The sequence below is a fragment of the Bradyrhizobium acaciae genome (assembly GCF_020889785.1).
GTDB classification, from domain to species: domain Bacteria; phylum Pseudomonadota; class Alphaproteobacteria; order Rhizobiales; family Xanthobacteraceae; genus Bradyrhizobium; species Bradyrhizobium acaciae.
This window is the reverse complement of record NZ_JACMYK010000122.1, coordinates 1-21526: the sequence shown is the minus strand read 5'-3', so window position 1 is coordinate 21526 and position 21526 is coordinate 1. Positions and strand designations below refer to the sequence as shown.

Below are 21526 nucleotides of genomic sequence, written 5' to 3'. Positions count from 1 at the left end.
CGCCGGCGCTGGCCGGCGACGCGCCACGGCAATCGGCGCGCTCGGCCGCCGAGATCATGGACATCCTGATGTGGAACAGGGAGCCGGTCGGCGGCCCGTTCGCGCTGACCGACCAGGCCGGCCATGCGCGCACCGACAAGGAGTTCCGCGGCAAGCTCATGCTGGTCTATTTCGGCTTCACCTATTGCCCCGACGTCTGCCCGACCGATCTGCAGGCGATCGGGCTGGCGCTCGATAAGCTCGGCGTTGACGGCGATCAGGTGCAACCGATCTTCATCACCGTCGATCCCGAACGCGACACCGCAGCCCACCTCGCCGAATACGTGCCGCTGTTTCACCCGCGGCTGATCGGGCTGACCGGTGATGCTGAGGCGATCCGCACGGTCGCCGATGCCTACAAGGTCTATTACGCCAGGGTGCCGCTCGAGGGCGCCGGCGACTACACCGTCGATCACACCGCCTACATCTACCTGATGGACCGCGACGGCAATTATCTCGGCTTCTTTCCACCGGGCACGTCGGCCGACCGCATGGTCGAGACCATCCGGCCGCGGCTCGCCGAGCCGGGACGCTGACTTCGCGCCGCGTCAATGCATCCGCCCGTGCACGCGCAGAAATGCCTCGCCGGTTTCCGTCACCATCACCCGCATGCCCTCGACCGAGGGACGGCGCGCGACATAGCCGCGGTCGACGGCGTCCTCCCAGATCGTCAGCCGCGGGCATGAGGTGCGCCAGACCTCGAGCACCTCGGCATAGCGCCGCGGCTCGCGCGCGACCCATTCCACGAGATCGAGCACCAGGGCGTCGGTGGTCTCAGTCATCGGGTATCCCCCCTAAGCATCGTCATGCCCGGGCTTGTCCCGGGCATCCACGTCTGCGCTCTGCATCAGGAAAGACGTGGATGGCCGGGCCAAGCCCGGCCATGACGGATTGTGATATTTCTGCGCCGCTTGGCCTCTGCCCGCAAACCGAGTTATCTTGCCCTTGCATCAGTTTTCCTGAGGGTTCATGCGGCGGCTGCTCTTTCTCAACGGCATCAAGGCGTTCGAAGCCGCGGCGCGGACCGGCAGCTTCGCGTCGGCAGGAAGCGAGCTCAACGTCTCGGCCGCCGCGATCAGCCGGATGGTGCATCTGCTGGAAGAACGGCTCGGCGTCGCGCTGTTCGAGCGCAAGGCAAACCGCCTCGTCACCACACAGGCAGGCCGCGCCTATCAGAGCGGGCTGACGCCGATCTTCGACGCGCTGGCGAGCCTCACCGCGCAGGTCACGGCATCAGCGAGTTCGCGGGTGCTGACCGTCGGCGTCGGTCCGACGTTCGCGATGAAATGGATGATCCCGCACCTCGCCGAGTTCCGCAAAGCGGAGCCCGACATCGAGGTGCGGATCACGACCGGCGGCATGGCGGTGCCGTTCGCCGACGACTGGAGCTGCGGCATCCAGCTCGGCGACGGCCGGTGGCCGGGCCTCGTCGCCGAGCCGCTGTTCGCCGCCGACCTGATGCCGGTGTGCACGGCGCGGCTCGCCGGCAGCCTGAAGCGTCCCGCCGATCTCAAGGGGCCGAGCCTGATCCGCGTCGCGCATTCGCCCGACGACTGGCCGTCCTGGCTGAAGGCTGCGGGCGTGCCGCGCCTGACCGCGCGCGGGCCGGAATTCCAGTTCTACGGCCAGGCGCTGCAGGCAGCCAGCGACGGACTCGGCATCGCGATGGGCATCCGGCCCTATATCGACGACGATCTCGCCGCCGGCCGGCTGGTGGCGCCGTTTGCACTCAGCGTGCCGAAGGGCATGCGCTGGTATCTGGTCTATCGCGGCTTCCACGCCGAGCAGCGCGATTTCGCCGCGTTCCGGCGCTGGATCATCCGCGCCGCGGCCGAGCCCACCGCTCGCCGCAAGGGAGCGCGCAATGCCTGAGGAGACCATCGACACACTGGTGATCGGCGGCGGCCAGGCCGGGCTCACCATGAGCCATCGGCTGAAGCAGCGCGGCATCGCCCATCTGGTGCTGGAGCGGCGGCGGATCGCCGAGCGCTGGCGCAGCGAACGCTGGGACGGATTGATGTTCCAGTTTCCGAACTGGTCGGTGCGGCTGCCGGAGTTTGCGTTTCCGCACAGCGATCCCGACGGCTTCTCGACCACAGCTGCCATCATCGCCTTCATCGAGGCTTATGCCGCGTTCGTCGCGCCGCCGATCCGCTGCGGCGTCGAGGTCACGAGGCTGCGCCGCGACGCCACAGGCTTCGTTGCCGAGATTGCCGGCGGCAGCATTGCCGCCCGCAACGTCGTGGTTGCCACCGGCCCCTATCAGCGGCCGCTGCGGCCCGAACTGCTGGACGAGCATCCCGGCCTGTTTCAGGTCCATGCCTCCAGCTACAAAAATCCCGCGCAATTGCCCGATGGCGCGGTGCTGGTGGTCGGCGCCGGCGCCTCGGGCGCGCAGATCACCGACGAACTGATGCGCGCCGGCCGCCGGGTCTTCCTGTCGGTCGGCCGTCACAACCGGCTGCCGCGCCGCTATCGCGGGCGCGACCTGTTCTGGTGGCTGGCCGAGATGGGGGTCGACGAGACGCCGGTCGAGCAGCGCGGCCCGTCGCGCCTGCTGCCGGTAATCTCGGGCGCCCATGGCGGCCACACCATCGATTTCCGCCGTTTCGCCGCTGACGGCGTGACGCTGCTCGGCCGCGTCACGACGGCGCGCGACGGCGTGCTCGAGATCGCCCCCGATCTCACCACCAACATCGCCAATGGCGACGCCTACTACGCGACCTTCCTCGGCATCGTCGACGACTTCATCGCGGCCCGCGGCCTCGATCATCCCGACGATCCCGTGGCGCGCATCCGCCTGCCCGATCCGCCCTGCCTCAGCGCGCCGCTGCGCACCGTCGACCTCCGCGCCGAGCGGATCAGCAGCGTGATCTGGGCCACCGGTTACGGCCTCGATCTGAACTGGATCGACATACCGCTGCTCGATGCCGGCGGGGCGCCGCGACACCGCCACGGCGTCTCCGACGTGCCAGGCCTCTATTTCCTCGGCCTGCAATGGCTGTCGAAGATGAAATCCTCGTTCCTGTCTGGCGTCGGCGACGACGCGGCCGCGCTCGCCGATCACATCGCGGCCCGCAGCTAGGACGCTTCCAGCGATTGACCAGAAAGCAAAAGCTGGAACTCGCCTGCTGTGCGGAAATAAACCGCACGATTTGTGATCTGGTTCACATAGGTCACCTAGCGCCCGTGCTTCCTATGAGAAGGGCATTTCGAGGTCGCCATGATTTACAGCGGTTTTGAGATCAAGTCGTTCGAAGTGGGGAAGGGGCAATGGCACGCCAGGATTCAACGGGTCGATCAAAGGCCGGTCGTCATCGATGGCATGCCGTTTCCGACGCTCGACATCGGCTTTGCGTGGTCCGATCCGGATGCGGCGATCGACGACGCGAAGAGAACTATCGACCGGTTCCCACAGCACTCTGGCATGACAATTCCGTCGGCGTGACCGGCAACGTCGTGATTGCCGTCGTGCCGCAATGCGAGCCGGATCCGGTCTGGCCGGCGCAGGTTCGCACCAGCTGCCCGGAATGTGCCGCCCAGCTTTCGCTGCTGCGCGTGATCCCCGGCCGCGCCGCCGAATACTGGACCATGCGCTGCGACGGCTGCGGCGGGATCCATCTCGACATCGTCGACCGGCCGCGCGCCTGACGGCCGCAGCGGCGCCAGCGTTCCTTACCGCACCCCGCTTGCGGGGAGAGGTCGAAATTCGCGCGGCGAATTTCGGGTGAGGGGGCACAGGTCTCACGACATTCGGAGCTCGCGGAAGCGGCCCCTCACCCTACTCCCCTCCCCGTGAAGAACGGGGAGAGGAACGAGAGCGCGCGCTGCTGACACCCTGCTGTCAGCAGCCTCGCCTGCGCGCCAATCCGGTCGTCGATTGCCCTTTTCTCGCTGCCGGACTCATCCCATATTCGGGCCATGGCGAAGACACCGAACACCCCGAAAAAGCCCGGCAAATCCCCCAAATCCAAAGCACACCGGCCCGAGGTCCAACCGATCGGGCCTGCGCTTGCCGAATTGCTCAATCCCGCGATCAACCGTGGCGATGCCGGCATGGGCTCGGGCACCGGCCTGCAGCCGCCGCCGGACAATTCCTGGGACCGCCGCGCCGGCGGCGAGGCCGCGGCGCATCGCGCGCGGGCGTCGACGCGCGAGACCAGCGAGGATGTCGCCAAGCGCGATAGTTCGGGCCTCGGTGAGGCTCCGCAGGCCAATTACGGAACCTCGGCCACCATCCCGACGCTCGATCCGGAACTGGCGCGTCAGCTCGGGCTGCCGACCGCCGAGGACGACGACGAAGCGCTCGCCCGACCGCCGCGCAGCAAGATGGAGGCGCTCGGCGTCAAGGCGACCGCCGACGCGCTGGAGAACCTGATCCGCGACGGCCGCCCCGAGTTCCGCAGGGACGATGGCTCGATGCGGGTGTGGACCCCGCACCGCCCGCCGCGCCCGGAGAAATCCGAAGGCGGCGTCCGCTTTGAGCTCAAATCCTCCTACGAGCCGAGAGGCGACCAGCCGACCGCGATCGCCGAGCTGGTCGAAGGCATCCAGCGCAACGACCGCACGCAGGTGCTGCTCGGCGTCACCGGCTCGGGCAAGACCTACACCATGGCCAAGGTGATCGAGGCGACGCAGCGCCCGGCGCTGATCCTGGCGCCGAACAAGACGCTGGCCGCCCAGCTCTATGGCGAGTTCAAGAGCTTCTTCCCCGACAACGCGGTCGAGTATTTCGTCTCGTATTACGACTACTACCAGCCCGAGGCCTATGTGCCGCGGACCGACACCTATATCGAGAAGGATTCCTCGATCAACGAGCAGATCGACCGCATGCGCCACTCGGCGACGCGCGCGCTGCTCGAGCGCGACGACGTCATCATCGTGGCTTCCGTGTCCTGCATCTACGGTATCGGCTCGGTCGAGACCTACACCGCGATGACCTTCGCGCTGAAGAAGGGCGAGCGCATCGACCAGCGGCAATTGATCGCCGACCTGGTCGCGCTGCAATACAAGCGTACCCAGGCCGAGTTCACCCGCGGCACCTTCCGCGTCCGCGGCGACGTCATCGACATCTTCCCGGCGCACTATGAAGACCGCGCCTGGCGCGTGAACCTGTTCGGCGACACCATAGAGACCATCGAGGAGTTCGATCCGCTCACCGGCCACAAGCAGGACGAGCTCGAATTCATCAAGATGTACGCCAATTCGCACTACGTGACGCCGCGCCCGACTCTGGTGCAGGCGATCAAGTCGATCAAATCCGAATTGAAGATGCGGCTCGACCAGCTCAACGACCAGGGCCGCCTGCTGGAAGCGCAGCGGCTGGAGCAGCGCACCACCTTCGATCTCGAGATGATGGAGGCGACCGGAAGCTGCGCCGGCATCGAGAACTATTCGCGCTACCTCACCGGCCGCCGCCCCGGCGAGCCGCCGCCGACGCTGTTCGAATATGTCCCCGACAACGCGCTTGTGTTCGCCGACGAAAGCCACGTCACCGTGCCGCAGATCGGCGGCATGTTCCGCGGCGACTTCCGCCGCAAGGCGACCTTGGCCGAATACGGCTTCCGCCTGCCCTCCTGCATGGACAACCGCCCGCTGCGCTTCGAGGAGTGGGACATGATGCGGCCGCAGACGGTCGCGGTGTCGGCGACGCCGAGCGGCTGGGAGATCAACGAGTCCGGCGGCGTGTTCGTCGAGCAGGTGATCCGTCCGACCGGGCTGATCGATCCGCCGGTACATATTCGCCCTGCCCGCACCCAGGTCGACGACCTCGTCGGCGAGGTGCGCGCCACGGCGGCGGCCGGCTATCGCTCGCTGATCACGGTGCTGACAAAACGCATGGCGGAGGATCTCACCGAATATCTGCATGAGCAGGGCATCCGCGTCCGCTACATGCACAGCGATATCGACACGATCGAGCGCATCGAGATCATCCGCGATCTCCGCCTCGGCGCGTTCGACGCGCTGGTCGGCATCAATCTGCTGCGCGAAGGCCTCGACATTCCCGAATGCGCGCTGGTCGCAATTTTGGACGCCGACAAGGAAGGTTTTCTGCGCAGCGAGACCTCGCTGATCCAGACCATCGGCCGCGCCGCGCGCAATGTCGACGGCAAGGTGATCCTCTATGCCGACGGCATGACCGGCTCGATGGAGCGCGCGATCGCCGAGACCAATCGGCGCCGCGAGAAGCAGGTCGAGTACAACGAGGCCAACGGCATCACGCCGGAGAGCGTGAAGAAATCGATCGGCGACATCCTCAACTCCGTCTACGAGCGCGACCACGTGCTGGTCGAAATCGGCGACGGCGGCATGGCCGACGACGTGATCTCGATCGGGCACAATTTCGAGGCCGTGCTCAGCGACCTCGAAACGCGGATGCGCGAGGCCGCGGCCGATCTGAACTTCGAGGAAGCCGCGCGGCTGCGTGACGAGGTCAAACGCCTGCGCGCCACCGAGATGGCCGTGGTCGACGATCCCACCGCCAAGCAGCGCAACGTCCAGAAGCAGGCCGGCGCCTATGCCGGCACCCGGAAGTACGGCGATGCCGCCAACCTGCCGGTCAGCGCATTGAAGAACAAGTCGGCGCAGACCTCGCTCAAGGCAAGCCGCGGCGGCAAGTCCGGCTCACGCGTGCACAAGCCCGATCTCGACGAGATGCACGGCCCGGAATCGCTGCCCTTCCGCCCGGACGGCGCGCTGCCGGCAAAACCGTTCGGCACCACGAGCCGCATCATCCAGCCGACGGATTCGCGGCAGTCGGGGCCGGAGTTCGGGCCATCGCCGCGGAGCAGCGGCGGTGCGCCGGGGAAGCGGGGTGGGTGGAAGAAGAGGTAAGCGAACCAGACGCATGTACTCGGGGCCGCATCGTTAGGACCATGGGCGAGACGGCTGGCTCGTCGGGCCTCCGAGCGCCGTTTAACCGACCCCTTGACCTGCATCAATCGCGAGCATCCCCTACCCGATAGATTTTAAAGTCATAGTTGTTCCGGCATTGGGGAAGTCGTCATGATTTCGATCAGAATGCCGTTCTGGCTCCGCGTTGTTTCGCTGGTTGGCGTGATCCTGCTCGGCACGGCCGCCGGGCTCTATGGTTATCGCTGGTACAATCGCCCGGTGACGCTGACGCTGGCGGTCGGCTCGATCGACGGAGAAGCAGCCAGCGCGATGTCGGCGATCGCCAATCAGCTTGCCTCCGACGGCGCTTCGGTACGGCTGAAGGTCATCGACACCGGAACAGCCGTTGAATCAGGCAAACTGTTCGCTGCAGGAAATGTCGATCTCGCTGCTGTTCGCGGCGACGTCGGCGACTTGTCCAAGGCCCAGGCCATTGTCGTGCTGTCCCACATGACTGCCCTTCTCATCGCTCCCCCCGGCTCATCCATCGACAGCATCAGCAAGCTCAAGGGCCAGACCGTGGGCGTGCTCGGAGGCGAGGCAAACGCCAAACTCGTCGATGTGTTGAATGGCGCCTACGATCTTGCCCGCAACAAGACGGTTTTCAAGAACCTCAGCTTGCAGGAGACGCGGAAAGCCGTTCAAACAAAACAAGTCAACGCCCTGCTTGTGGTCATCCCTCTGACGGAGAAATACATTGCGCTGGTGAAGGGCTTTTTCCCGCAAGGCACAAAAGCTATTCCAGTCCTGATTCCGATCGACTCGGCTGCGGCAATTGCAGACGGCAATCGCGCCTATGAGAGCTTCGACGTGCCAAAGGGTGCTCTGCGCGGATCACCTCCTGTCCCCGATGACGACCTGACGACTCTGAGGACGTCGCTCTATCTTGTCGCGCGAAAGAGCCTCAGCACCGACGTTGCAACAAATCTTACCCAGAGCATTTTGAAAGTACGCAGGGAGCTGCTGCGGGAGAATCCTCTCATCGCCCAAATCACCGCCCCCAGTATTGATGCGGACGCCTACCTTCCCGTCCATCCTGGAGCTTTGGCCGTCTACAACGGCACGACACAGGGTTTCATCGATGAATACAGCGACTACATTTATCTGGGTCCGATGATCCTTGGAGGAATTGCTTCGGTGCTTGCCGCAGCATGGAAGTTTTTGGGCATCGGGCAGCCCGAATTCCGGGAAGGTCCCCTCGACACCCTTTACGGCCTCGCGCGCCGAATCCGCGCGGTCAACTTCGAGAGCGAACTTTCAGATATCGAGGACGAGATAGACAATATTCTGAAGGGCGAACGACTCAAGGCTGAGGCGGGCGACGAAAATGCGGTCGACACCGCGACGCTGAACGTCGTAGCCCACCGCCTGGAAAATCTGGTTCATGACCGCAGAGCGATACTTTTGGCAAAACCTCCGATCGCTTCGGCGGCCTAGGGAAGTACGCGGTAAGCCGCCCATCGTAACGTCCACGACCCGTCGAAGCGCCGCTTGACCGGTACGCGGTACTGAGGACCAAGGTGCTTCACCCAACGCTGACGACCGCGACCGCCAGCAGCGACATCATGATCATCGTCGTCACGAGTTGCAGCGAGACGTTAGGCTGGGTCCGCCATTGCGTGATCTTCTGGGAGACGGACAGGCGCGCATCGAAGAACATCGGCGCGTAGGCATTTCCGAACCGCCTTGGGAATTTGGCGGCAAGTTGCGGCATGATCGCGGCGTAGACCAGCGAGGCGAGCACGACGAAGATCGCGGCGCCATAGCGTTCGCCCACGATTTCCGGGGCGCCGACCAGCTTCAACACCAGCACGGCGGCGGCGAAGGTCGGCAGGCCCTGCAGGATGGCGGTGAGCGCAAAGCCTTCGAGCCGGTTCTGCGCAGGCGATTTCGGTGCAGCGATGGCGTTCATGGCGGCGTTTCCTTGGCAGTCGGGTGATCCGATCCCGCCAATTTAGCTGCACATGCTTGGCTGCGACGTGATGCGCGTCACGCCGGAAGCGGGCCGCAAGAAACGCATTCCGATTTTCAGAATTTGACTTGACGCGTGACCCAACTCAGATGTTCAATGTGTCCGTCTCACCCGATCGAGGGGCGCTTCGCGGTCGTCACGAACGCGGCGTGGGATGCGGTGGACGCCGATTGCGCAACTGACGAGTGCGTATGACGCGGACGGTGAAGTCGTGTGGTCCTGACGCCCTAGTGGTAGGTGTCCCTTCACAAAACGCTAACGCGTCTTGTGAAGGCGGTGACAACAAAGCCCAGTCTCGCCGGGGAGAGCACGAAGTAAGCCGTAGCCCATCGCGCAGGGAAGGCCGGGATGTTTCCGGTTACACCTGTGGTCCTACCCCCGAGCTTTCTACCCCATTGCTCGGGGCCCATGGGTGCGATCGGCACCCGGTCTTCCCTGCGCCCTCTGCAAGCTGAGGGCGAAACGAAGAGCAAGGCTCGGACGATTCATGTCGCGAGAATGCGGACGTATGCGCGCAGATGACGCAACACATTCCACTGTCGTGCCTGCGAAAGCAGGGACCCATAACCACCAATGGTCGTCATTGAACGCCGCTGGAACGACGAGTCCCTCTCACAACATCCGCTGCGGAGTATGGGTCCCTGCTTTCGCAGGGACGACATCAGAGGACGTGGTGGCCTCCCGCCCTACCCCGACCGCTTGTTGCTGGTGTTCTGGGTCAGGTTGCCGTGCGCGGCCTGCTCGCGGATGTTGTGCTTCTCGTCGTCGCGATGGCCTTTCGTCGTATCGAGGGGAACGGCGGGGGCGCTGCCGGGCCCCTTGTGGCTCTGGTTATCGTCGGGAACGGGCTGGATGTTCTTGTTCAGTGGCTTCGTCATCATCGTCTCCGTTACGCAAGGAGACAACGCCGCCCGTGCGGGCGGCGTTCCGGAGTGGGGGTTCACAAACCGATCGTGCCTTACAGCTTCTCCTGCTGCGACGGCTGCGCCTGTTGCTGCTGGCGCTGACGTTCCTGCTCCCTGGCATGATGGCGGCCGTAGAGGCATCCCGCGGCGGCGCCGAGCATGCCGTGATGGCCGGCGTAATGACCGGCGACGCCGCCGACGACGGCACCCTTGATGCAGCCCTTGGCGTCGGCGGGCGAGGCGGCGGCAAACGCACCGATGGCAATGACGGAAACGAGAAGAATTGATTTCATGATGCTGCTCCAATGGAATTCCCTGACATCAACGGCCGACCTACCCCGCTGGTTCCCGTCAGCCGCGCCGCAGAAACCCGCTGCGCGCAGGTCCCGATCATGCTCTAAATGCCGCCGTATTGCAGGCAGCCTTTTGAAGATCATGCGGACATCACATATTGCCTTCCTTGTTGCCCTGCTCGCGCCGGCGATCTGCGCGGCGGTCTTCTCGATCTCGAGCCCGGCCCGCGCCGATGATGGCGACCGCGCGCTGCTCGCGACCTTCTGCGCCGCCGGCAACATCAAGGGATCAGCCTGCACGCGGGCGAGATCCTATCCGGATGGCGGAGGCCGTGCGTGCGACGTCAAGCTGACCAGGGAGCGCTACGCCGGGCGCTTCCTCGCCGCCGGCAGTATGTTGCTCGTGGTCAACTATGAAAGCGAGTGCGAGCCGCACGCGACCGATTTCGGCGGCGTCGCCCTGTTCGAGCAGAACGGCGGGGCTTCGCGCTTCATCCGCTTCCTGCCCGGCGCGCAGGGCCACGACTGCATCGTTGTCCCCAAGGACGAACAGCAGGATGTGCTGGTCTGCACGGTCGGCCACATGGGCCAAGGCATTCTCGAAAGCGCTGTGGCGCGGATGGAGTTTTCCAGGAAGTCCGGCAAGCGGATCGAGATCGCGCCGGATTTCCTGCTCAGGGCCGAGGACGCGGTCAGCGCCTACGGCTCCAACGTCGTGATGTGCAACGAGGGGCCGAAATATTTCGGTCTCTCCGATCTCGCCGCAGGCCCACGCCGCAACACGGTCGCGGTCGATGTCGACTACGCCGACGACGAGATCATCCGCACCGCCTGCGGGGAGGGCTTTGCGAAGCCGCAGGAGCTGTACCACGACCTGCTGCCCGGCGAGGCCTTCGTGCCGCCGGGCTCCGAGAAGAAGAAGCGGTTCACGATCGACCTCGTGACCGGCAAGGCCGCGCCGTCGGATTAGAGGCCCAGGGCTTCAGCCGTGCGGGCGCGGCATGACGTGCGGGCTGCGCCGCAATGGCCCAAGCGCCGCTGCGCCGACCGGCATACCATGTGCATTTTGTGCCACAATGCACGTGCTAGTTGCCGAACCTAATCCGGTTTCGCACGTCAAACATGTGTTTGATGGCGGAACGCTCCGGTTCAGAATGTGGAACGAGGGCGAGTCGGAATGAACCGGCGGAGTCGATCATGGGCGAGGATTCGAACCGGCAGCGCGTCCTGAACTTCCTCGACGTCTATTATGCCGGCGGCATCGAGGGCGCGCTCGATCGTTGCAGCGACGACGTCGCGTTTCTCGCCAATGCCCCGATCGACATTCTTCCGCATATGGGCCAGCACCGCGGCAAGGCCGCGCTGCGCCAGATGTGGACCACGATCCACGAGCGCTATTCCGACATGCGCTACGAGGCGCCGACCATGGTGGCCGAAGGCGACAAGGTCGCAGCCCAACTGCGCGTATTCTTCCGCAAGCGCAACAACCGGCGCGTGGTGCAGTTCGACGTCGCGGTGTTCTACACCCTGCGCGACGGCAAGATCATCGACATCCGCGAGATCATCGACACGTTCGACCTTGTCCAGCAGGTGCTGGAGCGCGACGTCGCGGCTGCGCTGACCGGACAGCACGCGGAATAGCGCTGAAGCCGGGGCAACGCATCCCGGCCGCCCTGCAAATTAGCAATGCCGGCGTTGAACCTCGCAGGCCCGGCGCTGACCTATCACTGGGCTTGTTGCGGTCGGGGCTGAAATCATCATGAAAGTCGCATTGCTCGCTGTGCTTGGCCTTGCACTGGGTGCCCTTGGCGGCGCCGCACTCGGCATCGGAGCCGGGCTCACCTGGATCGGATTGGCCAGAACCTCAGGGATCGACAGCGGAACGCTGGTGTTTTTCACCTTCATGCCGCTCGGCGCCGCGATCGGCGGCATCGGAGGCGCGCTGCTGTTCGCGGTGGTGGCGATCCGCGACGCCGAGATCGTGATCGAGCGGCAACCGGTGCGGCAGCGCGACCGCTGAATTGCGGTGATAACCGGGCAGCGGTCACATTCCGGCAAAAATCGCTGCAATTGTGCATTGCAAAATTGTCATTTGCGTTTTGGCCATTCCGCACTATTTGAGGCCGTAATAGTGACGTGCAGCAACCTGGCACGGCGTCGACGCTGACCGCCTGCCATTCGTTTGCTTTGAAAATCCAGTTTCAGGACGAGAACCAAAATGACAGAGCATAGCCTCTGGCGTTTTTCGCGCGCATTGCATCGCGCGATCAACGAACGCCAGCTTGCAGACATCGAGCCGCTGCTCGATGACGAGGTCGAATGGGCCATCTACGGACCGATCGACCTGTTTTCCTTCTTCGGCTCGCGCCGCGGCAAGGCCGCCGTGCTCGAGGTGATCAAGCAGATCGGTGACAACCTCCGGGTTCATCGCTTCGACCGCGAATCCATCATGCTGGGCACGGATTCCGCCGCCTCGATGCTGCGCTATTCGCTGACGGCGCTGGACGCCAACAAGCCGATCTCGCTCCGGATCGCGCATTTCGCGCAGTTCAAGGCCGGCAAGCTGACAAGCTTCCGCATGCTGGTCGACAGTTTCGACCTGGTCGAGCAGACCGTCGGTTATCCGATCCATCTGCCGCGCATCGCGGTCTGACGGCCTCCTTGATTCACGCCCTCGTCATGTCCGGGGCACCCTGCCCCGGACACCACGATCGCCCCCGCAAATCACGCGTTGATCAGTTGCTTTCGCAGCGCCGTTGCCACAATTTTGCGCCACGGCAAACCTACGCTGCGGCTCTGGAATTTGCGGGCTGGGAATGACTTCCACATTGCGATTTGGCTGGGCGAGGCTGCCGGTGCTGGCGGCCGGCTTCAGCGTGGCGATGGCGTTTTCGGCCGGCGCCCAGACCTCACCTTGGCAGATCGCTCCCGCCGCCCAGGACACGGCGCAAGACCTCGCGAAAGACTCCCCTGCGCCCGACGCTGAGGCTGCGGCCGAGGCGGCGCCGGCGGCGGTCGATGCCAACGACGCCGACATCCTGAAGGACATCGGCGAGAGCAAGCTCGACTGGAGCCAGCTCGACACCGATTCCACCAGCCTGCCCACGCTGGCGCCGAGGAGCGCGGCCAAGCGAAGCAGCGTGGCCGGCAGCGATCCCTCGTGGACCACCAACGGCAACGCCAACGGCTCGTCGGCGGTGTCGGTCAAGCAGTCGGTCTCGCCATTCCTCGACACCCGCATCGGTGCCGATATGACGGTCGCCAGGCAGGGCACCATGACGACGTCGGAGCAATTGTCGGAGCGGCTCGCCAATGGCGGCAGCCTGCCGCAGTCCGGCGGCTCGGCCTGGGCGTCGATCTCGACGGGTGGCGTGGCGTCGATCTGGGACAAGACCTCGGTCGAGGCGCGGGTCGATCCCGGCGCCGACCAGAGCAAGGTCGGCACCTCGCTGAGCAAGTCGGTGCCGCTGTCGGAGCAGTATTCGCTCACGCTGCAAAACGGCTATAATCTGATCCAGCAGGGCGTGGTCCCGGTGCCCGGCATCATCGGCCGTCCATCGAGCAGCTACAACACCGATCAGTCAGCGCGCCTGTCCGTCACCGATACCGGCACCAGCATCACCGCCGGCCAGACGCTGTCGACCTCCGACGACAAATGGCTGCGCCGGGTCGGCGCCGAGCAGAAGCTGTTCGACGGCGTCACCGTCTCCGGCTCGGTCGGCGAGACCCCCCAGGGCACGATCAACAAGAGCATCGGCGCCGGCTACAAGCATTCATGGTGAACGGTCTGTTAGGCCTGTCGCGCTAATGATCAGGCATTGCCCCAACTTGGCCCAGATGCGGTCAAATTCGGCGGCACTGATAGGTCCGTAACTTCATCAATTCGTCGTGCGGGGGACAAGCGCCGCGCTTCGCTATTGCGATCCAGGGGAAAGCCGATGAACGCCACCAACCGTACCGAGGAAGCCGAAGCCGAAACCACGTCCGAGGTCGACACCAACCTCGCTGCGGTCTCGGAAGTCGAAGCCGGCATCCGCGACTTCGTGCGCAACGATATCGCCTATCTGCGCCGCCCGGTGGCGAGCCCGGAGACCGCGCCGACCGATGCCAACACCGACGCCACCGTCAGCAACGTCAACTCGCTGATCCAGCGCGTCGCCGGCACCTCGCTCGCCGAGATCGAGAAGCTGATCGGCGAACTCGAGAGCCTGCGCGACCTGCTGCATGCCGAGGGCCAGCGCGTCCAGCGCGAGATCTCCGGCTATGCCCAGCTCAGCCAGGCCGCGATGAAGTCGACCCGGATGATCGCCGACAACGTCTCGCAGTGGAAGCGCGCCGCCGACGGCCTGCGCAACAGCTGATCCCGCTGAATTCCGCAATCTGACAAGCCGCCGCCTCCCGACCGGGAGGCGGCGGCTTCGTTTTTGCATGCCGATTCAACGCAGAACGATTCGTTATTCAGCGCGGTGTACACTCCGCGGCGTCAATTCTTGCAGAAGCCAATTCGAACTTTAGATGCCGGGCCCGCGTCCAAATCCGGAACTCGCGTCTCGACCGCGCCTATAGCGGCATCCATTTGGAGAGAATTCATGCAGAGCGTCCGGCCGGATAACGCCGATCCGATACCGCTGCGCCAGCCGCAGCAGGGCATCGGCACGATCATGATCCGGTTCATCGGCATATTGGCCGCAGCGACCATCGTGATGGTGCTGATCTGGAATCGCTAAGGCGTGATCCGGAAAAGTGTGAAGCGGCTTTCCGATAGGATCATGCCTAACCCAAGAAGCTTGGTGGGGAGAAGTGTGACGCCACCTGCCGTCGGGTCACATTGAAAAACGCAAATGCGCGGCGCTTGGCACCCTCCGGCGCCCACGGTTACAGACGTTCAATCAGCGATCGATGCTCGCGGTGGTCTCGAAGGAATAATTGCCGTCGGCAAAGCCCTTCACGACCATTCCGGTGGCCAGCATCACGACAACCGTTACCGTCGCGAAGATAATGCCGACGAGTTTCAGCGCGCTGCGATCTGCCATGGTCATCCCCAGTAGTTCGGCCCCTGAAACCATAGGCAGGGACAAAGGTTCAAAATGCGTTAGCAAAAAATGAGTTCCACGCAACGCACAACTACGTCGGCAGCAGAAGTACCTGCCGACCATGGCGTCCGTGCAACATCAGGGGCGGCTGGGCAACATCAGGAACCGGGATTCCGGCGCGGCACGAAGGCGGTCGCGAGGAACGAGAACACCACCTCGTTGCGCTGATTGACCCCGGTGTTGCGGGCCTGAAGGATGCCCCATTCCGGCCGCTTTTCGGACGTGCGCTTGGTCTCGACCTGGTTGGTGAAGCTGATGGTGTCGCCTGCCAGCACCGGGCGGATCCAGCGCAGCTCGCGGAAGCCCGGCGAGGGTCCCCAGACCGCGACCCTCTCGCCGCGCGCGGCGGCTTCGGCGGCGAGCTTTTTGCCGTCGGCGACGAGCAGCTTCATGCAGACGCTGGCGACATGCCAGCCCGATGCGGCAAGCCCGCCGAACAGCGAGTTGCGCCCCGCCTCCTCGTCGAGATGGAACGGCTGCGGATCGAACTGCGCGGCAAACCGCTTGATGTCCTCAGGCGTGAAGGTGAATGAGCCGAACGCGCGCTGCGCGCCGATCTCGATATCTTCAAAAAAGCGCATGACGTCTCCTATGCGCTCGCGCCGTCGCGGCGGCTGATGATGATCGGCGACTCCATCTCGCACAGCATCTCGCCGCGCGCGTTGCGGATCGTGCCCTTGAAGGTGACGATGCCGGTGTCGGGCCGGCTCTTCGAGACGCGCGCCTCGACGACGTCGACGTCCAGCGTCAAATCGTCGCCCGGACGCAACGGTGCCACCCAGCGCATCTCGTTGACCCCGGGCGAGCCCAGCGAGGCGGTGCGGATGATGAAGCCGTCGAACAGCATCCGCATCAACAGCGAGCCGAGATGCCAGCCCGAGCCCGACAGGCCGCGGAGCATGGATTTCTTGGCCGCCTCCTCATCGAGATGCATCGGCTGCGGGTCGAATTCAGCGGCGAAGGCGAGGATTTCCTCGCGCGAAACATGGCGCGGGCCGAACGTGCCGAAGCGGCCAGGCTTGAAGTCTTCGAAGGTCAGCGTGGTCATTGGGTGAGGATATGCCGGAGGGAAGCCCGATTGTGGCCGTTATTTGCAGCAATCACAACCGGCCCACTCGCATAGCTCGCCCCTGGACTGCCGGCGCCCGGTCCGGGGCTCGGCTTTGGCGGGACCGATTGGGCCTCTACGGAATCGATCCCGGTGGTGCGGAGGCGCTCTGGCGCCGCCCCGAACCATTGGCCCGGCGAAACGCCTCGTCCTGACGGACGCCTGCCGCGCAGGCTCCGGGACGAAGTGATCACGCCGGGGGTGAGGCAGTAGGATGCACGAGACGCGAATCATATGTCGGCTGGCCGGGAGAACCATGATGTTCGATTTCCAGGATCTGTTTCAGTGGGACCGCTTCATCACGCCCACGATCATCAAGACGTTCTACTGGCTGGTGATCGCGGTCATCGTGCTGTTCGGGATCTCGGGCATCCTGTGGAGCCTCACGGCGATGGCGATCAGCCCGTTCGTCGGATTCATCCAGCTGCTCGCGTCGATCGCCAGCATGTTCGTCGGCATCGTGTTCTCGCGCATCGCCGCCGAATTCATCCTGATCGTATTCCGGATCAACGAGCATCTCGGAGCGATCCGCGATCGCGACGGTGGCATGCACTGAGGCATCCTGCTTCCGGCCGGATGCGGCCCGCCGCCCCTGCCGTGGTTAATCCGAAGTAGTCCCCGCACGCAAATGCCAGCGAAATTCCGACCGGGATCTTAAAACAGCTCGCGTATCAGCCTTACGCATTGCGCTTAAGACCAACGCGGGGGCGTCGTGAATTCCAGGAATGGCTTTATTGCCGTGAGGCCGGCTGCCGAGCCGAGCTTCACGACCGAGGATATTTTGTGGGCTGTCGGCATCTGGTCGGTGATCCTGACCCTGGCGCCGGTGATCGTGTTCTATTTGCTGATGGTGGCCTAAGGGCCACCTCCTTACCTTGTCATTTGCGGGGCTCGCGAAGCGAGAACCGCAGATGCGCCATTGCGCATCGGGGAATCTCGAGATTCCGGGTTCGATGCTGCGCATCGCCCCGGAATGACGCTCCATCAGTCGATAAAAAACGCGCGAGTGCCGCGCGTTCTTTCCAGTTCGAACCGAAACGGCGTTGTTACGCCGCCTGCTTGTGCATCGCGCCGGAAGCCGACGCCGTGCCGCGGATCGCCTTGATCGAGCGTTCGATCGCGGCCCACAGCCGATTGATCTCGGCGGCAGCGCGGCCTTCCGCATAATATTCGCGAGCGCCTTCACCCTGACCGAGCGCCATCAGAAGATCGGCGCGGTTGGTGATCTGGCCGCTCCACACCGGTGCGCGGAATTTCGCCAGCGCCTCACGCGCGATCGCGACGATGCGGCTTTCGGCGCCGTCCCGCTGCGCGGGCGCACCGTTGATCACGACGGCGTAAGGCTTGCGCATCGAGCGGCAGGTCTGGATCGTTTCCTGCACCGCGTTGACGTCGAACACGCCGGGCCGCGCCGGAATGATCACCATCGTGGCGTTCTTGATGGAGTCGTCGACCACAGCCGACAGGTTCGGCGGCGTGTCGATGAACACCCACTCGATGCCGTCGCGCTTGGCTTGCGCAATGATTCCGGCAACCGAGTTCACCGCGGTCTTGATCGCCGGCTCGTTGGTGCCGCGCAGCTTGTGCCAGAGCGTCAGCGAGCCCTGCGGATCGGCATCGATCAGCAGACAGGGCTTCGTTGCCTTGTGCACTTGCGCGGCGAGGTGAGCAGCCAGGGTACTTTTTCCCGAGCCCCCTTTACGCGAAGCGAAAACAATCACGTTCATACGTTGGCCTCCAGATTGACCCCAGGAGGCGAAAATGAATCACAGCGCTGATTCGCGAAAGAAAAAACTTCTTGCAATCCGCAATGCGGCCAAGATTACCGGTGCATTCTGCTTTTTGAGTCACACTCGACTTATGACACAACCGAAAATGGAAGCGCTAAGCGTTTGATTTGACTCACGCCTAACGCTTTCCGGCAGTTTTGGCGCGCTCGCGCGCGATCCACTTGCGTTCGATCCAGCCGAGCAATTGTGCTGTCGGCTTCTGCAGAAAAGGAACGTCCTGCGCGAACAAAAGGAGTCCGAGCGGCAGCATCCAGAGTCCGAGCACCGGCAGGAAGCTGAAGATGCCGCCGATGATCAGGAGGATCGCGAGCGGAATCCGCACATAGCGCGACGACGGCTTGCGCAGCCACGCGACGAAGCGCGCCGGCTTTTCCGGAAGCTTGGTTTCGAACCAGGCGAAGTGCCGATCGATCTCTTGCTGGTAGGTTTCGCCCACGCGCCTCACTCCATCCGTTCCATCGCGAACGGATTTGGCAAACAACACAAGCTGCAGAGATGATGCTGCGTGACAGCGTCACAAGGCGTCAGTCTGTCGCGCATCGCGGTCTTGAAATTGCTGCCGCGCGATCAGCGCGGGTTGCTTACGCGAAACACACGCCACGACAACGCACCAGTCTTAATGACGCCCGCGTCCGCGCGATGGGAACCGGGTCAGTGGGTGGACTTCTTCGCCTTGTGCGATTTGTGCACCTTCCGCTTGGCTGCGACCGGCCGCCGCTCCTCGCGCTCGCTTGCCTCACGCGGCTCGGGACCTGCGCGGAAGAACGCGCGGCAGGCCGGCGACAGCTGCGCCCTGTTCCTGATCATGCAGGCCGTGATGCGATCGACGTCGGGAATCTCGGGACCACAGAGCCGGAATGCATCCGGCGTACAGGCCTGCTGCTGGTCCGGCGTGTAGGCCTCGCCTCGGCCCGGCAGCAGCAACGCTGCAAGCCCAAGCATCAACGCAAACGAAAAACTCCTTGAACCGGCGGTCCCCATGCATCCCCCCAAGGTGTCACCAAGCGTCGTTAAGGCGTCGTTTCGCGGAGTGTGGGTGACGCGACGAGGAAGTGCAAGCCGGCGAGATGACACGCTGGCGGCGATCAGGGGACGGCAAGCGATCCTGCGGATGGCCCGATCTTGCGATGTCGTGGTAGGGGATCTTGTGGATGGTACAGTTGGGTGGGCTCGAACCACCGACCTCCTGTTCCACAGACAGGCGCTCTAACCAACTGAGCTACAACTGCATCCTGACGCACGGCCCCACGTGAGGGGGCGGCGATTTCGGGCGGAAACTAGGTGCAACGCCCGCCTTTGGCAAGGCCGTAACGCGCCGATTTCCGCTCTTATCTCGGGCCGTTCGATGGCCCCGTCCAGCAAAAAGGCCCGGACCAGCAAGGCCCGGACCTTTCGCTAGCTCGTGCAGACCGCGATCAGGCGGCCGGCTGCTGATAGAACTTCGAGGCGCTGGCCTTGATCGGCTCGGCGGTCTCGCTGGCGACCTTCTGGCCGAGCTCGGCCAGTTCCTTGGCCTGCGCGGTGTAGGTCTCGAACTGCTTGCGGGCGTGCGAGGTCCACAGCTCGACTGCTTCGGTCGGCGACTTCACGCTGAACAGCTCCTGGGCGAAGTCGAGCGACGTGGTGGTGTTGGCCTTGAAGAACTCGATCAGCTTGGCCGAATAGGCGGTGGCGCCCTTGTTCATCGAGGTGAACACGGCCTCGACGGTCGAGTTGTGGGTCTCGGCAGCGTCCTTGAACTTGGCGTAGCTGTCGCGGGCCTGCAGCACGCCCTTTTCGGCGAACGCACGCACCTGCTCGGGAACCTCGAACGGGATGATGGAGGCGGAGAACGGATCGGACGGGTTGGTCATACGTGTAATCCTTCGCAACGGGTGAGTAGATGTGACCATTGCGGACGTCCCGGAGCCCATCAGGCCGGGAGCGCTGAAATGGATCACGCTGCCTTGATTCACGGGAGTGCCCTTCGTCGGGCGCGCCTAATAAACACCCATATCATGTCAATTTTGTGCAACGCAACGTGAGATCGCGTGCAACGCCACATTTTTTATGTGGCGGAATATGGGGTTACCGCGCCCGACCAAGGTTTGAGGGCCAAAATCAGTCCCAATCGGCTCGCCCCGTCAGCTCTTCGGCTTGACCGCGTCCATCGCCGCGCGGCTGACCGCTTGGCCCATTTCGCTGGCCTGTTCGGCGAGCGAGCGCATCTGGCCCTGCACATATTCACTGTGCAGCCGCATCACCTCGGTGAGGTCCTTGGCCTTGAGCAGCGACTGGGCGTAGTCCAGCGACGACTGCACGTTCTTTTCGGCGTAGGACAGCGCCTTGGTGGACAGCTCCTTGGCGCCGGCGCGCACCGTGGCGTTGCGCTCCTCGATCTTGCCGGCGGTGTCCCTGGCGTTGGTCACGAATTGCTCGAAAGCCTTGCGCGCCTGGTCGAAGCTCGCCTCCGCCATCGACCGCATGTCCTTGGGGATTTCGAACTTGGGTATCTCGAAATGGTCACGCCCGTTGTCGCTCATGGTCGCTCTCCCTCGCTTGGTGATCGGCCCGCCGGTTGGCCCTGCGGGCCCAGGGTAGAATAGAGGTGGACTAGACGGCACGATATATCGCGGCACTGCCATCGCAGGTGTGACGCGGTGCCGCCTGGTTCCGCATCATGCTGTCGCAGCCGCCTTTGCCCGACAACGCCAAACGGCTGTGGATCGTTCAGCCAAGTTAACGTTATCCCGGCTTTGGCGGCGGCATCCTGCCTGCGGACATGGACCTGCCGCCCCCCAGTTGCGATACTAACCTTCTGTTAAGGCTGTCGTCCTGCGGCTGCCGGCCTTCGGCAAAGCTAAGGAAGAAGCCAAACCTATGCGGTCAAATCTTGCGTGATGAGTGACGCGGAATTCCAGATCCAGGCGCTCGGCGATGTCAGGCTGGCGGACCATGCGACGGGCAACCTCCCGGCATGGCTGTGGTCGGCTGACGGCGCACGGATTCTCTGGGCCAATCCGGTCGGCGCGCAGGTATTTGGCGCCGCCAACGGCGCTGAATTGGCCAAGCGCGCCTTCGGTCCGGCCGATCCGCATCGCCGCCAGGTTGCCCGGCTCGGCCCAGGCCTCGGTGCCAATGGCGCAGTACGGCTGGAGCGGCTGCGCGGCTTCGGCGCCGCACCCGGAATGCTCGCGACCTGCGGCTGCATCCGTGTCGACCTGCCGAACGGCAGCCACGGCATCCTCATTTCCGCGCTCAATGCCGGCGGCCGCAGCATGCGGCTTGCCGAGCGCTTGCAGCGACTGGTGCAGGGACTGGACCGTCCCGCCGCCGCCTTCAACGGCGATGGACTGTTGATCGCAACCAACGAAGGCGCACGTTCGCTGCCCGGCTTGCATGATCTCACCGAAGCCGGCCTCGATGCCGCGCGCGACGAGGCGCTGGCGCAGG

28 protein-coding genes, 1 tRNA gene and 1 pseudogene are annotated in these 21526 nt (G+C 64.2%); 17 read left to right on the top strand and 13 right to left on the bottom strand.

What is annotated here, in order from left to right:
- Positions 1–575, top strand: a 575-nt coding sequence (locus H8A92_RS31520; RefSeq protein WP_420831391.1) for an SCO family protein, incomplete at its 5' end; no start/stop codon positions are given.
- Between the two features lie 12 nt (positions 576–587).
- On the opposite strand, the gene H8A92_RS31515 is transcribed toward H8A92_RS31520, so the two are convergent.
- Positions 588–821 (bottom strand): hypothetical protein, encoded by a 234-nt coding sequence (locus tag H8A92_RS31515; RefSeq protein WP_229199327.1) that lies wholly within the window; start codon positions 819–821, stop codon positions 588–590.
- A gap of 187 nt (positions 822–1008) precedes the next feature.
- Between H8A92_RS31515 and H8A92_RS31510 the strand changes: the two genes are divergently transcribed.
- The 6 genes from H8A92_RS31510 (at position 1009) to H8A92_RS31485 (ending at position 8370) form a co-directional block, all read left to right on the top strand.
- Positions 1009–1911, top strand: a complete 903-nt coding sequence (locus H8A92_RS31510; protein ID WP_229199326.1) for a LysR substrate-binding domain-containing protein — start codon at positions 1009–1011, stop codon at positions 1909–1911.
- Positions 1904–3124, top strand: coding sequence for an NAD(P)-binding domain-containing protein (locus H8A92_RS31505; protein ID WP_229199325.1), 1221 nt, complete (start codon positions 1904–1906; stop codon positions 3122–3124). Before H8A92_RS31510 ends, H8A92_RS31505 begins: the two co-directional genes overlap by 8 nt.
- 138 nt (positions 3125–3262) lie before the next feature.
- Entirely contained in the window at positions 3263–3487 is a 225-nt protein-coding gene (locus H8A92_RS31500) for a hypothetical protein (protein ID WP_229199324.1), read from the top strand.
- Complete coding sequence (locus H8A92_RS31495; protein WP_233285690.1) at positions 3484–3690, top strand: hypothetical protein; 207 nt, start codon at positions 3484–3486, stop codon at positions 3688–3690. Before H8A92_RS31500 ends, H8A92_RS31495 begins: the two co-directional genes overlap by 4 nt.
- Positions 3691–3960: 270 nt before the next feature.
- A complete protein-coding gene (gene uvrB, locus H8A92_RS31490; protein WP_229199323.1) occupies positions 3961–6873 on the top strand; it encodes an excinuclease ABC subunit UvrB in 2913 nt (970 codons plus the stop codon).
- Between the two features lie 171 nt (positions 6874–7044).
- Positions 7045–8370 (top strand): TAXI family TRAP transporter solute-binding subunit, encoded by a 1326-nt coding sequence (locus H8A92_RS31485; RefSeq protein WP_229199322.1) that lies wholly within the window; start codon positions 7045–7047, stop codon positions 8368–8370.
- A gap of 88 nt (positions 8371–8458) precedes the next feature.
- On the opposite strand, the gene H8A92_RS31480 is transcribed toward H8A92_RS31485, so the two are convergent.
- The 3 genes from H8A92_RS31480 to H8A92_RS31470 form a co-directional block, all read right to left on the bottom strand.
- On the bottom strand, positions 8459–8845 hold the full coding sequence (locus H8A92_RS31480) for a hypothetical protein (protein WP_229199321.1): 387 nt from the start codon (positions 8843–8845) through the stop codon (positions 8459–8461).
- 746 nt (positions 8846–9591) lie between these two features.
- Positions 9592–9783, bottom strand: coding sequence for a hypothetical protein (locus tag H8A92_RS31475; protein ID WP_229199320.1), 192 nt, complete (start codon positions 9781–9783; stop codon positions 9592–9594).
- Between the two features lie 80 nt (positions 9784–9863).
- The gene (locus H8A92_RS31470) at positions 9864–10103 is read right to left on the bottom strand and encodes a hypothetical protein (protein ID WP_163152749.1); all 240 of its coding nucleotides are present in this window, start codon (positions 10101–10103) and stop codon (positions 9864–9866) included.
- A 142-nt stretch (positions 10104–10245) separates the two neighbouring features.
- On the opposite strand from H8A92_RS31470, the gene H8A92_RS31465 reads away from it, so the two are divergent.
- The 7 genes from H8A92_RS31465 (at position 10246) to H8A92_RS31435 (ending at position 14830) form a co-directional block, all read left to right on the top strand.
- Positions 10246–11073 (top strand): hypothetical protein, encoded by an 828-nt coding sequence (locus H8A92_RS31465; protein WP_229199319.1) that lies wholly within the window; start codon positions 10246–10248, stop codon positions 11071–11073.
- Positions 11074–11300: 227 nt separating this feature from the next.
- Entirely contained in the window at positions 11301–11744 is a 444-nt protein-coding gene (locus H8A92_RS31460; RefSeq protein ID WP_229199318.1) for a nuclear transport factor 2 family protein, read from the top strand.
- A gap of 118 nt (positions 11745–11862) precedes the next feature.
- Positions 11863–12123: a hypothetical protein gene (locus tag H8A92_RS31455; protein ID WP_229199317.1), complete on the top strand. Its 261-nt coding sequence runs from the start codon at positions 11863–11865 to the stop codon at positions 12121–12123.
- Between the two features lie 198 nt (positions 12124–12321).
- Positions 12322–12756, top strand: a complete 435-nt coding sequence (locus H8A92_RS31450; protein ID WP_229199316.1) for a nuclear transport factor 2 family protein — start codon at positions 12322–12324, stop codon at positions 12754–12756.
- Between the two features lie 163 nt (positions 12757–12919).
- Complete coding sequence (locus tag H8A92_RS31445; RefSeq protein WP_229199315.1) at positions 12920–13885, top strand: hypothetical protein; 966 nt, start codon at positions 12920–12922, stop codon at positions 13883–13885.
- A 156-nt stretch (positions 13886–14041) separates the two neighbouring features.
- Positions 14042–14464 carry a hypothetical protein gene (locus H8A92_RS31440; protein WP_163152754.1) on the top strand — a complete coding sequence of 141 codons (423 nt, stop codon included), beginning with the start codon at positions 14042–14044 and terminating at the stop codon, positions 14462–14464.
- Between the two features lie 228 nt (positions 14465–14692).
- Complete coding sequence (locus H8A92_RS31435; protein ID WP_163152741.1) at positions 14693–14830, top strand: hypothetical protein; 138 nt, start codon at positions 14693–14695, stop codon at positions 14828–14830.
- 162 nt (positions 14831–14992) lie between these two features.
- Here the strand turns inward: H8A92_RS31435 and H8A92_RS31430 are convergent, their stop codons facing one another.
- From H8A92_RS31430 to H8A92_RS31420, 3 genes are all read right to left on the bottom strand, one after another.
- Positions 14993–15136 carry a hypothetical protein gene (locus H8A92_RS31430; RefSeq protein ID WP_016841369.1) on the bottom strand — a complete coding sequence of 48 codons (144 nt, stop codon included), beginning with the start codon at positions 15134–15136 and terminating at the stop codon, positions 14993–14995.
- Positions 15137–15294: 158 nt separating this feature from the next.
- Positions 15295–15777 (bottom strand): MaoC family dehydratase, encoded by a 483-nt coding sequence (locus H8A92_RS31425; protein ID WP_229199314.1) that lies wholly within the window; start codon positions 15775–15777, stop codon positions 15295–15297.
- Positions 15778–15785: 8 nt separating this feature from the next.
- The gene (locus H8A92_RS31420; RefSeq protein WP_229199313.1) at positions 15786–16244 is read right to left on the bottom strand and encodes a MaoC family dehydratase; all 459 of its coding nucleotides are present in this window, start codon (positions 16242–16244) and stop codon (positions 15786–15788) included.
- Positions 16245–16563: 319 nt separating this feature from the next.
- On the opposite strand from H8A92_RS31420, the gene H8A92_RS31415 reads away from it, so the two are divergent.
- Positions 16564–16860, top strand: coding sequence for a DUF4282 domain-containing protein (locus tag H8A92_RS31415; RefSeq protein ID WP_163152757.1), 297 nt, complete (start codon positions 16564–16566; stop codon positions 16858–16860).
- A gap of 156 nt (positions 16861–17016) precedes the next feature.
- The gene (locus H8A92_RS31410; protein WP_165445611.1) at positions 17017–17163 is read left to right on the top strand and encodes a hypothetical protein; all 147 of its coding nucleotides are present in this window, start codon (positions 17017–17019) and stop codon (positions 17161–17163) included.
- Positions 17164–17350: 187 nt separating this feature from the next.
- Here the strand turns inward: H8A92_RS31410 and H8A92_RS31405 are convergent, their stop codons facing one another.
- From H8A92_RS31405 to H8A92_RS31380, 6 genes are all read right to left on the bottom strand, one after another.
- The gene (locus H8A92_RS31405) at positions 17351–18031 is read right to left on the bottom strand and encodes a ParA family protein (RefSeq protein WP_163152758.1); all 681 of its coding nucleotides are present in this window, start codon (positions 18029–18031) and stop codon (positions 17351–17353) included.
- A gap of 181 nt (positions 18032–18212) precedes the next feature.
- On the bottom strand, positions 18213–18539 hold the full coding sequence (locus tag H8A92_RS31400) for a hypothetical protein (protein ID WP_420831390.1): 327 nt from the start codon (positions 18537–18539) through the stop codon (positions 18213–18215).
- 206 nt (positions 18540–18745) lie between these two features.
- Positions 18746–19036: a hypothetical protein gene (locus H8A92_RS31395; RefSeq protein WP_229199311.1), complete on the bottom strand. Its 291-nt coding sequence runs from the start codon at positions 19034–19036 to the stop codon at positions 18746–18748.
- A gap of 210 nt (positions 19037–19246) precedes the next feature.
- Positions 19247–19323, bottom strand: a tRNA-His gene (locus H8A92_RS31390).
- 186 nt (positions 19324–19509) lie between these two features.
- Positions 19510–19947: a phasin gene (locus H8A92_RS31385; protein ID WP_229199310.1), complete on the bottom strand. Its 438-nt coding sequence runs from the start codon at positions 19945–19947 to the stop codon at positions 19510–19512.
- Positions 19948–20217: 270 nt separating this feature from the next.
- Complete coding sequence (locus H8A92_RS31380) at positions 20218–20616, bottom strand: phasin family protein (protein WP_229199309.1); 399 nt, start codon at positions 20614–20616, stop codon at positions 20218–20220.
- 357 nt (positions 20617–20973) lie between these two features.
- Here H8A92_RS31380 and H8A92_RS31375 point away from each other — a divergent pair.
- A pseudogene (locus H8A92_RS31375) lies at positions 20974–21526 on the top strand (PAS domain-containing sensor histidine kinase); the annotation flags it as partial.

Excerpts from the sequence above, each read along its gene's own strand:
- H8A92_RS31515 (WP_229199327.1), bottom strand. The coding sequence starts at position 821 with ATGACTGAGACCACCGACGCCCTGGTGCTCGATCTCGTGGAATGGGTC.
- H8A92_RS31510 (WP_229199326.1), top strand. The coding sequence starts at position 1,009 with ATGCGGCGGCTGCTCTTTCTCAACGGCATCAAGGCGTTCGAAGCCGCG.
- H8A92_RS31505 (WP_229199325.1), top strand. The coding sequence starts at position 1,904 with ATGCCTGAGGAGACCATCGACACACTGGTGATCGGCGGCGGCCAGGCC.
- H8A92_RS31500 (WP_229199324.1), top strand. The coding sequence starts at position 3,263 with ATGATTTACAGCGGTTTTGAGATCAAGTCGTTCGAAGTGGGGAAGGGG.
- uvrB (WP_229199323.1), top strand. The coding sequence starts at position 3,961 with ATGGCGAAGACACCGAACACCCCGAAAAAGCCCGGCAAATCCCCCAAA.
- H8A92_RS31485 (WP_229199322.1), top strand. The coding sequence starts at position 7,045 with ATGATTTCGATCAGAATGCCGTTCTGGCTCCGCGTTGTTTCGCTGGTT.
- H8A92_RS31480 (WP_229199321.1), bottom strand. The coding sequence starts at position 8,845 with ATGAACGCCATCGCTGCACCGAAATCGCCTGCGCAGAACCGGCTCGAA.
- H8A92_RS31475 (WP_229199320.1), bottom strand. The coding sequence starts at position 9,783 with ATGACGAAGCCACTGAACAAGAACATCCAGCCCGTTCCCGACGATAAC.
- H8A92_RS31470 (WP_163152749.1), bottom strand. The coding sequence starts at position 10,103 with ATGAAATCAATTCTTCTCGTTTCCGTCATTGCCATCGGTGCGTTTGCC.
- H8A92_RS31465 (WP_229199319.1), top strand. The coding sequence starts at position 10,246 with ATGCGGACATCACATATTGCCTTCCTTGTTGCCCTGCTCGCGCCGGCG.
- H8A92_RS31460 (WP_229199318.1), top strand. The coding sequence starts at position 11,301 with ATGGGCGAGGATTCGAACCGGCAGCGCGTCCTGAACTTCCTCGACGTC.
- H8A92_RS31455 (WP_229199317.1), top strand. The coding sequence starts at position 11,863 with ATGAAAGTCGCATTGCTCGCTGTGCTTGGCCTTGCACTGGGTGCCCTT.
- H8A92_RS31450 (WP_229199316.1), top strand. The coding sequence starts at position 12,322 with ATGACAGAGCATAGCCTCTGGCGTTTTTCGCGCGCATTGCATCGCGCG.
- H8A92_RS31445 (WP_229199315.1), top strand. The coding sequence starts at position 12,920 with ATGACTTCCACATTGCGATTTGGCTGGGCGAGGCTGCCGGTGCTGGCG.
- H8A92_RS31440 (WP_163152754.1), top strand. The coding sequence starts at position 14,042 with ATGAACGCCACCAACCGTACCGAGGAAGCCGAAGCCGAAACCACGTCC.
- H8A92_RS31435 (WP_163152741.1), top strand. The coding sequence starts at position 14,693 with ATGCAGAGCGTCCGGCCGGATAACGCCGATCCGATACCGCTGCGCCAG.
- H8A92_RS31430 (WP_016841369.1), bottom strand. The coding sequence starts at position 15,136 with ATGGCAGATCGCAGCGCGCTGAAACTCGTCGGCATTATCTTCGCGACG.
- H8A92_RS31425 (WP_229199314.1), bottom strand. The coding sequence starts at position 15,777 with ATGCGCTTTTTTGAAGATATCGAGATCGGCGCGCAGCGCGCGTTCGGC.
- H8A92_RS31420 (WP_229199313.1), bottom strand. The coding sequence starts at position 16,244 with ATGACCACGCTGACCTTCGAAGACTTCAAGCCTGGCCGCTTCGGCACG.
- H8A92_RS31415 (WP_163152757.1), top strand. The coding sequence starts at position 16,564 with ATGTTCGATTTCCAGGATCTGTTTCAGTGGGACCGCTTCATCACGCCC.
- H8A92_RS31405 (WP_163152758.1), bottom strand. The coding sequence starts at position 18,031 with ATGAACGTGATTGTTTTCGCTTCGCGTAAAGGGGGCTCGGGAAAAAGT.
- H8A92_RS31395 (WP_229199311.1), bottom strand. The coding sequence starts at position 19,036 with ATGCTTGGGCTTGCAGCGTTGCTGCTGCCGGGCCGAGGCGAGGCCTAC.
- H8A92_RS31385 (WP_229199310.1), bottom strand. The coding sequence starts at position 19,947 with ATGACCAACCCGTCCGATCCGTTCTCCGCCTCCATCATCCCGTTCGAG.
- H8A92_RS31380 (WP_229199309.1), bottom strand. The coding sequence starts at position 20,616 with ATGAGCGACAACGGGCGTGACCATTTCGAGATACCCAAGTTCGAAATC.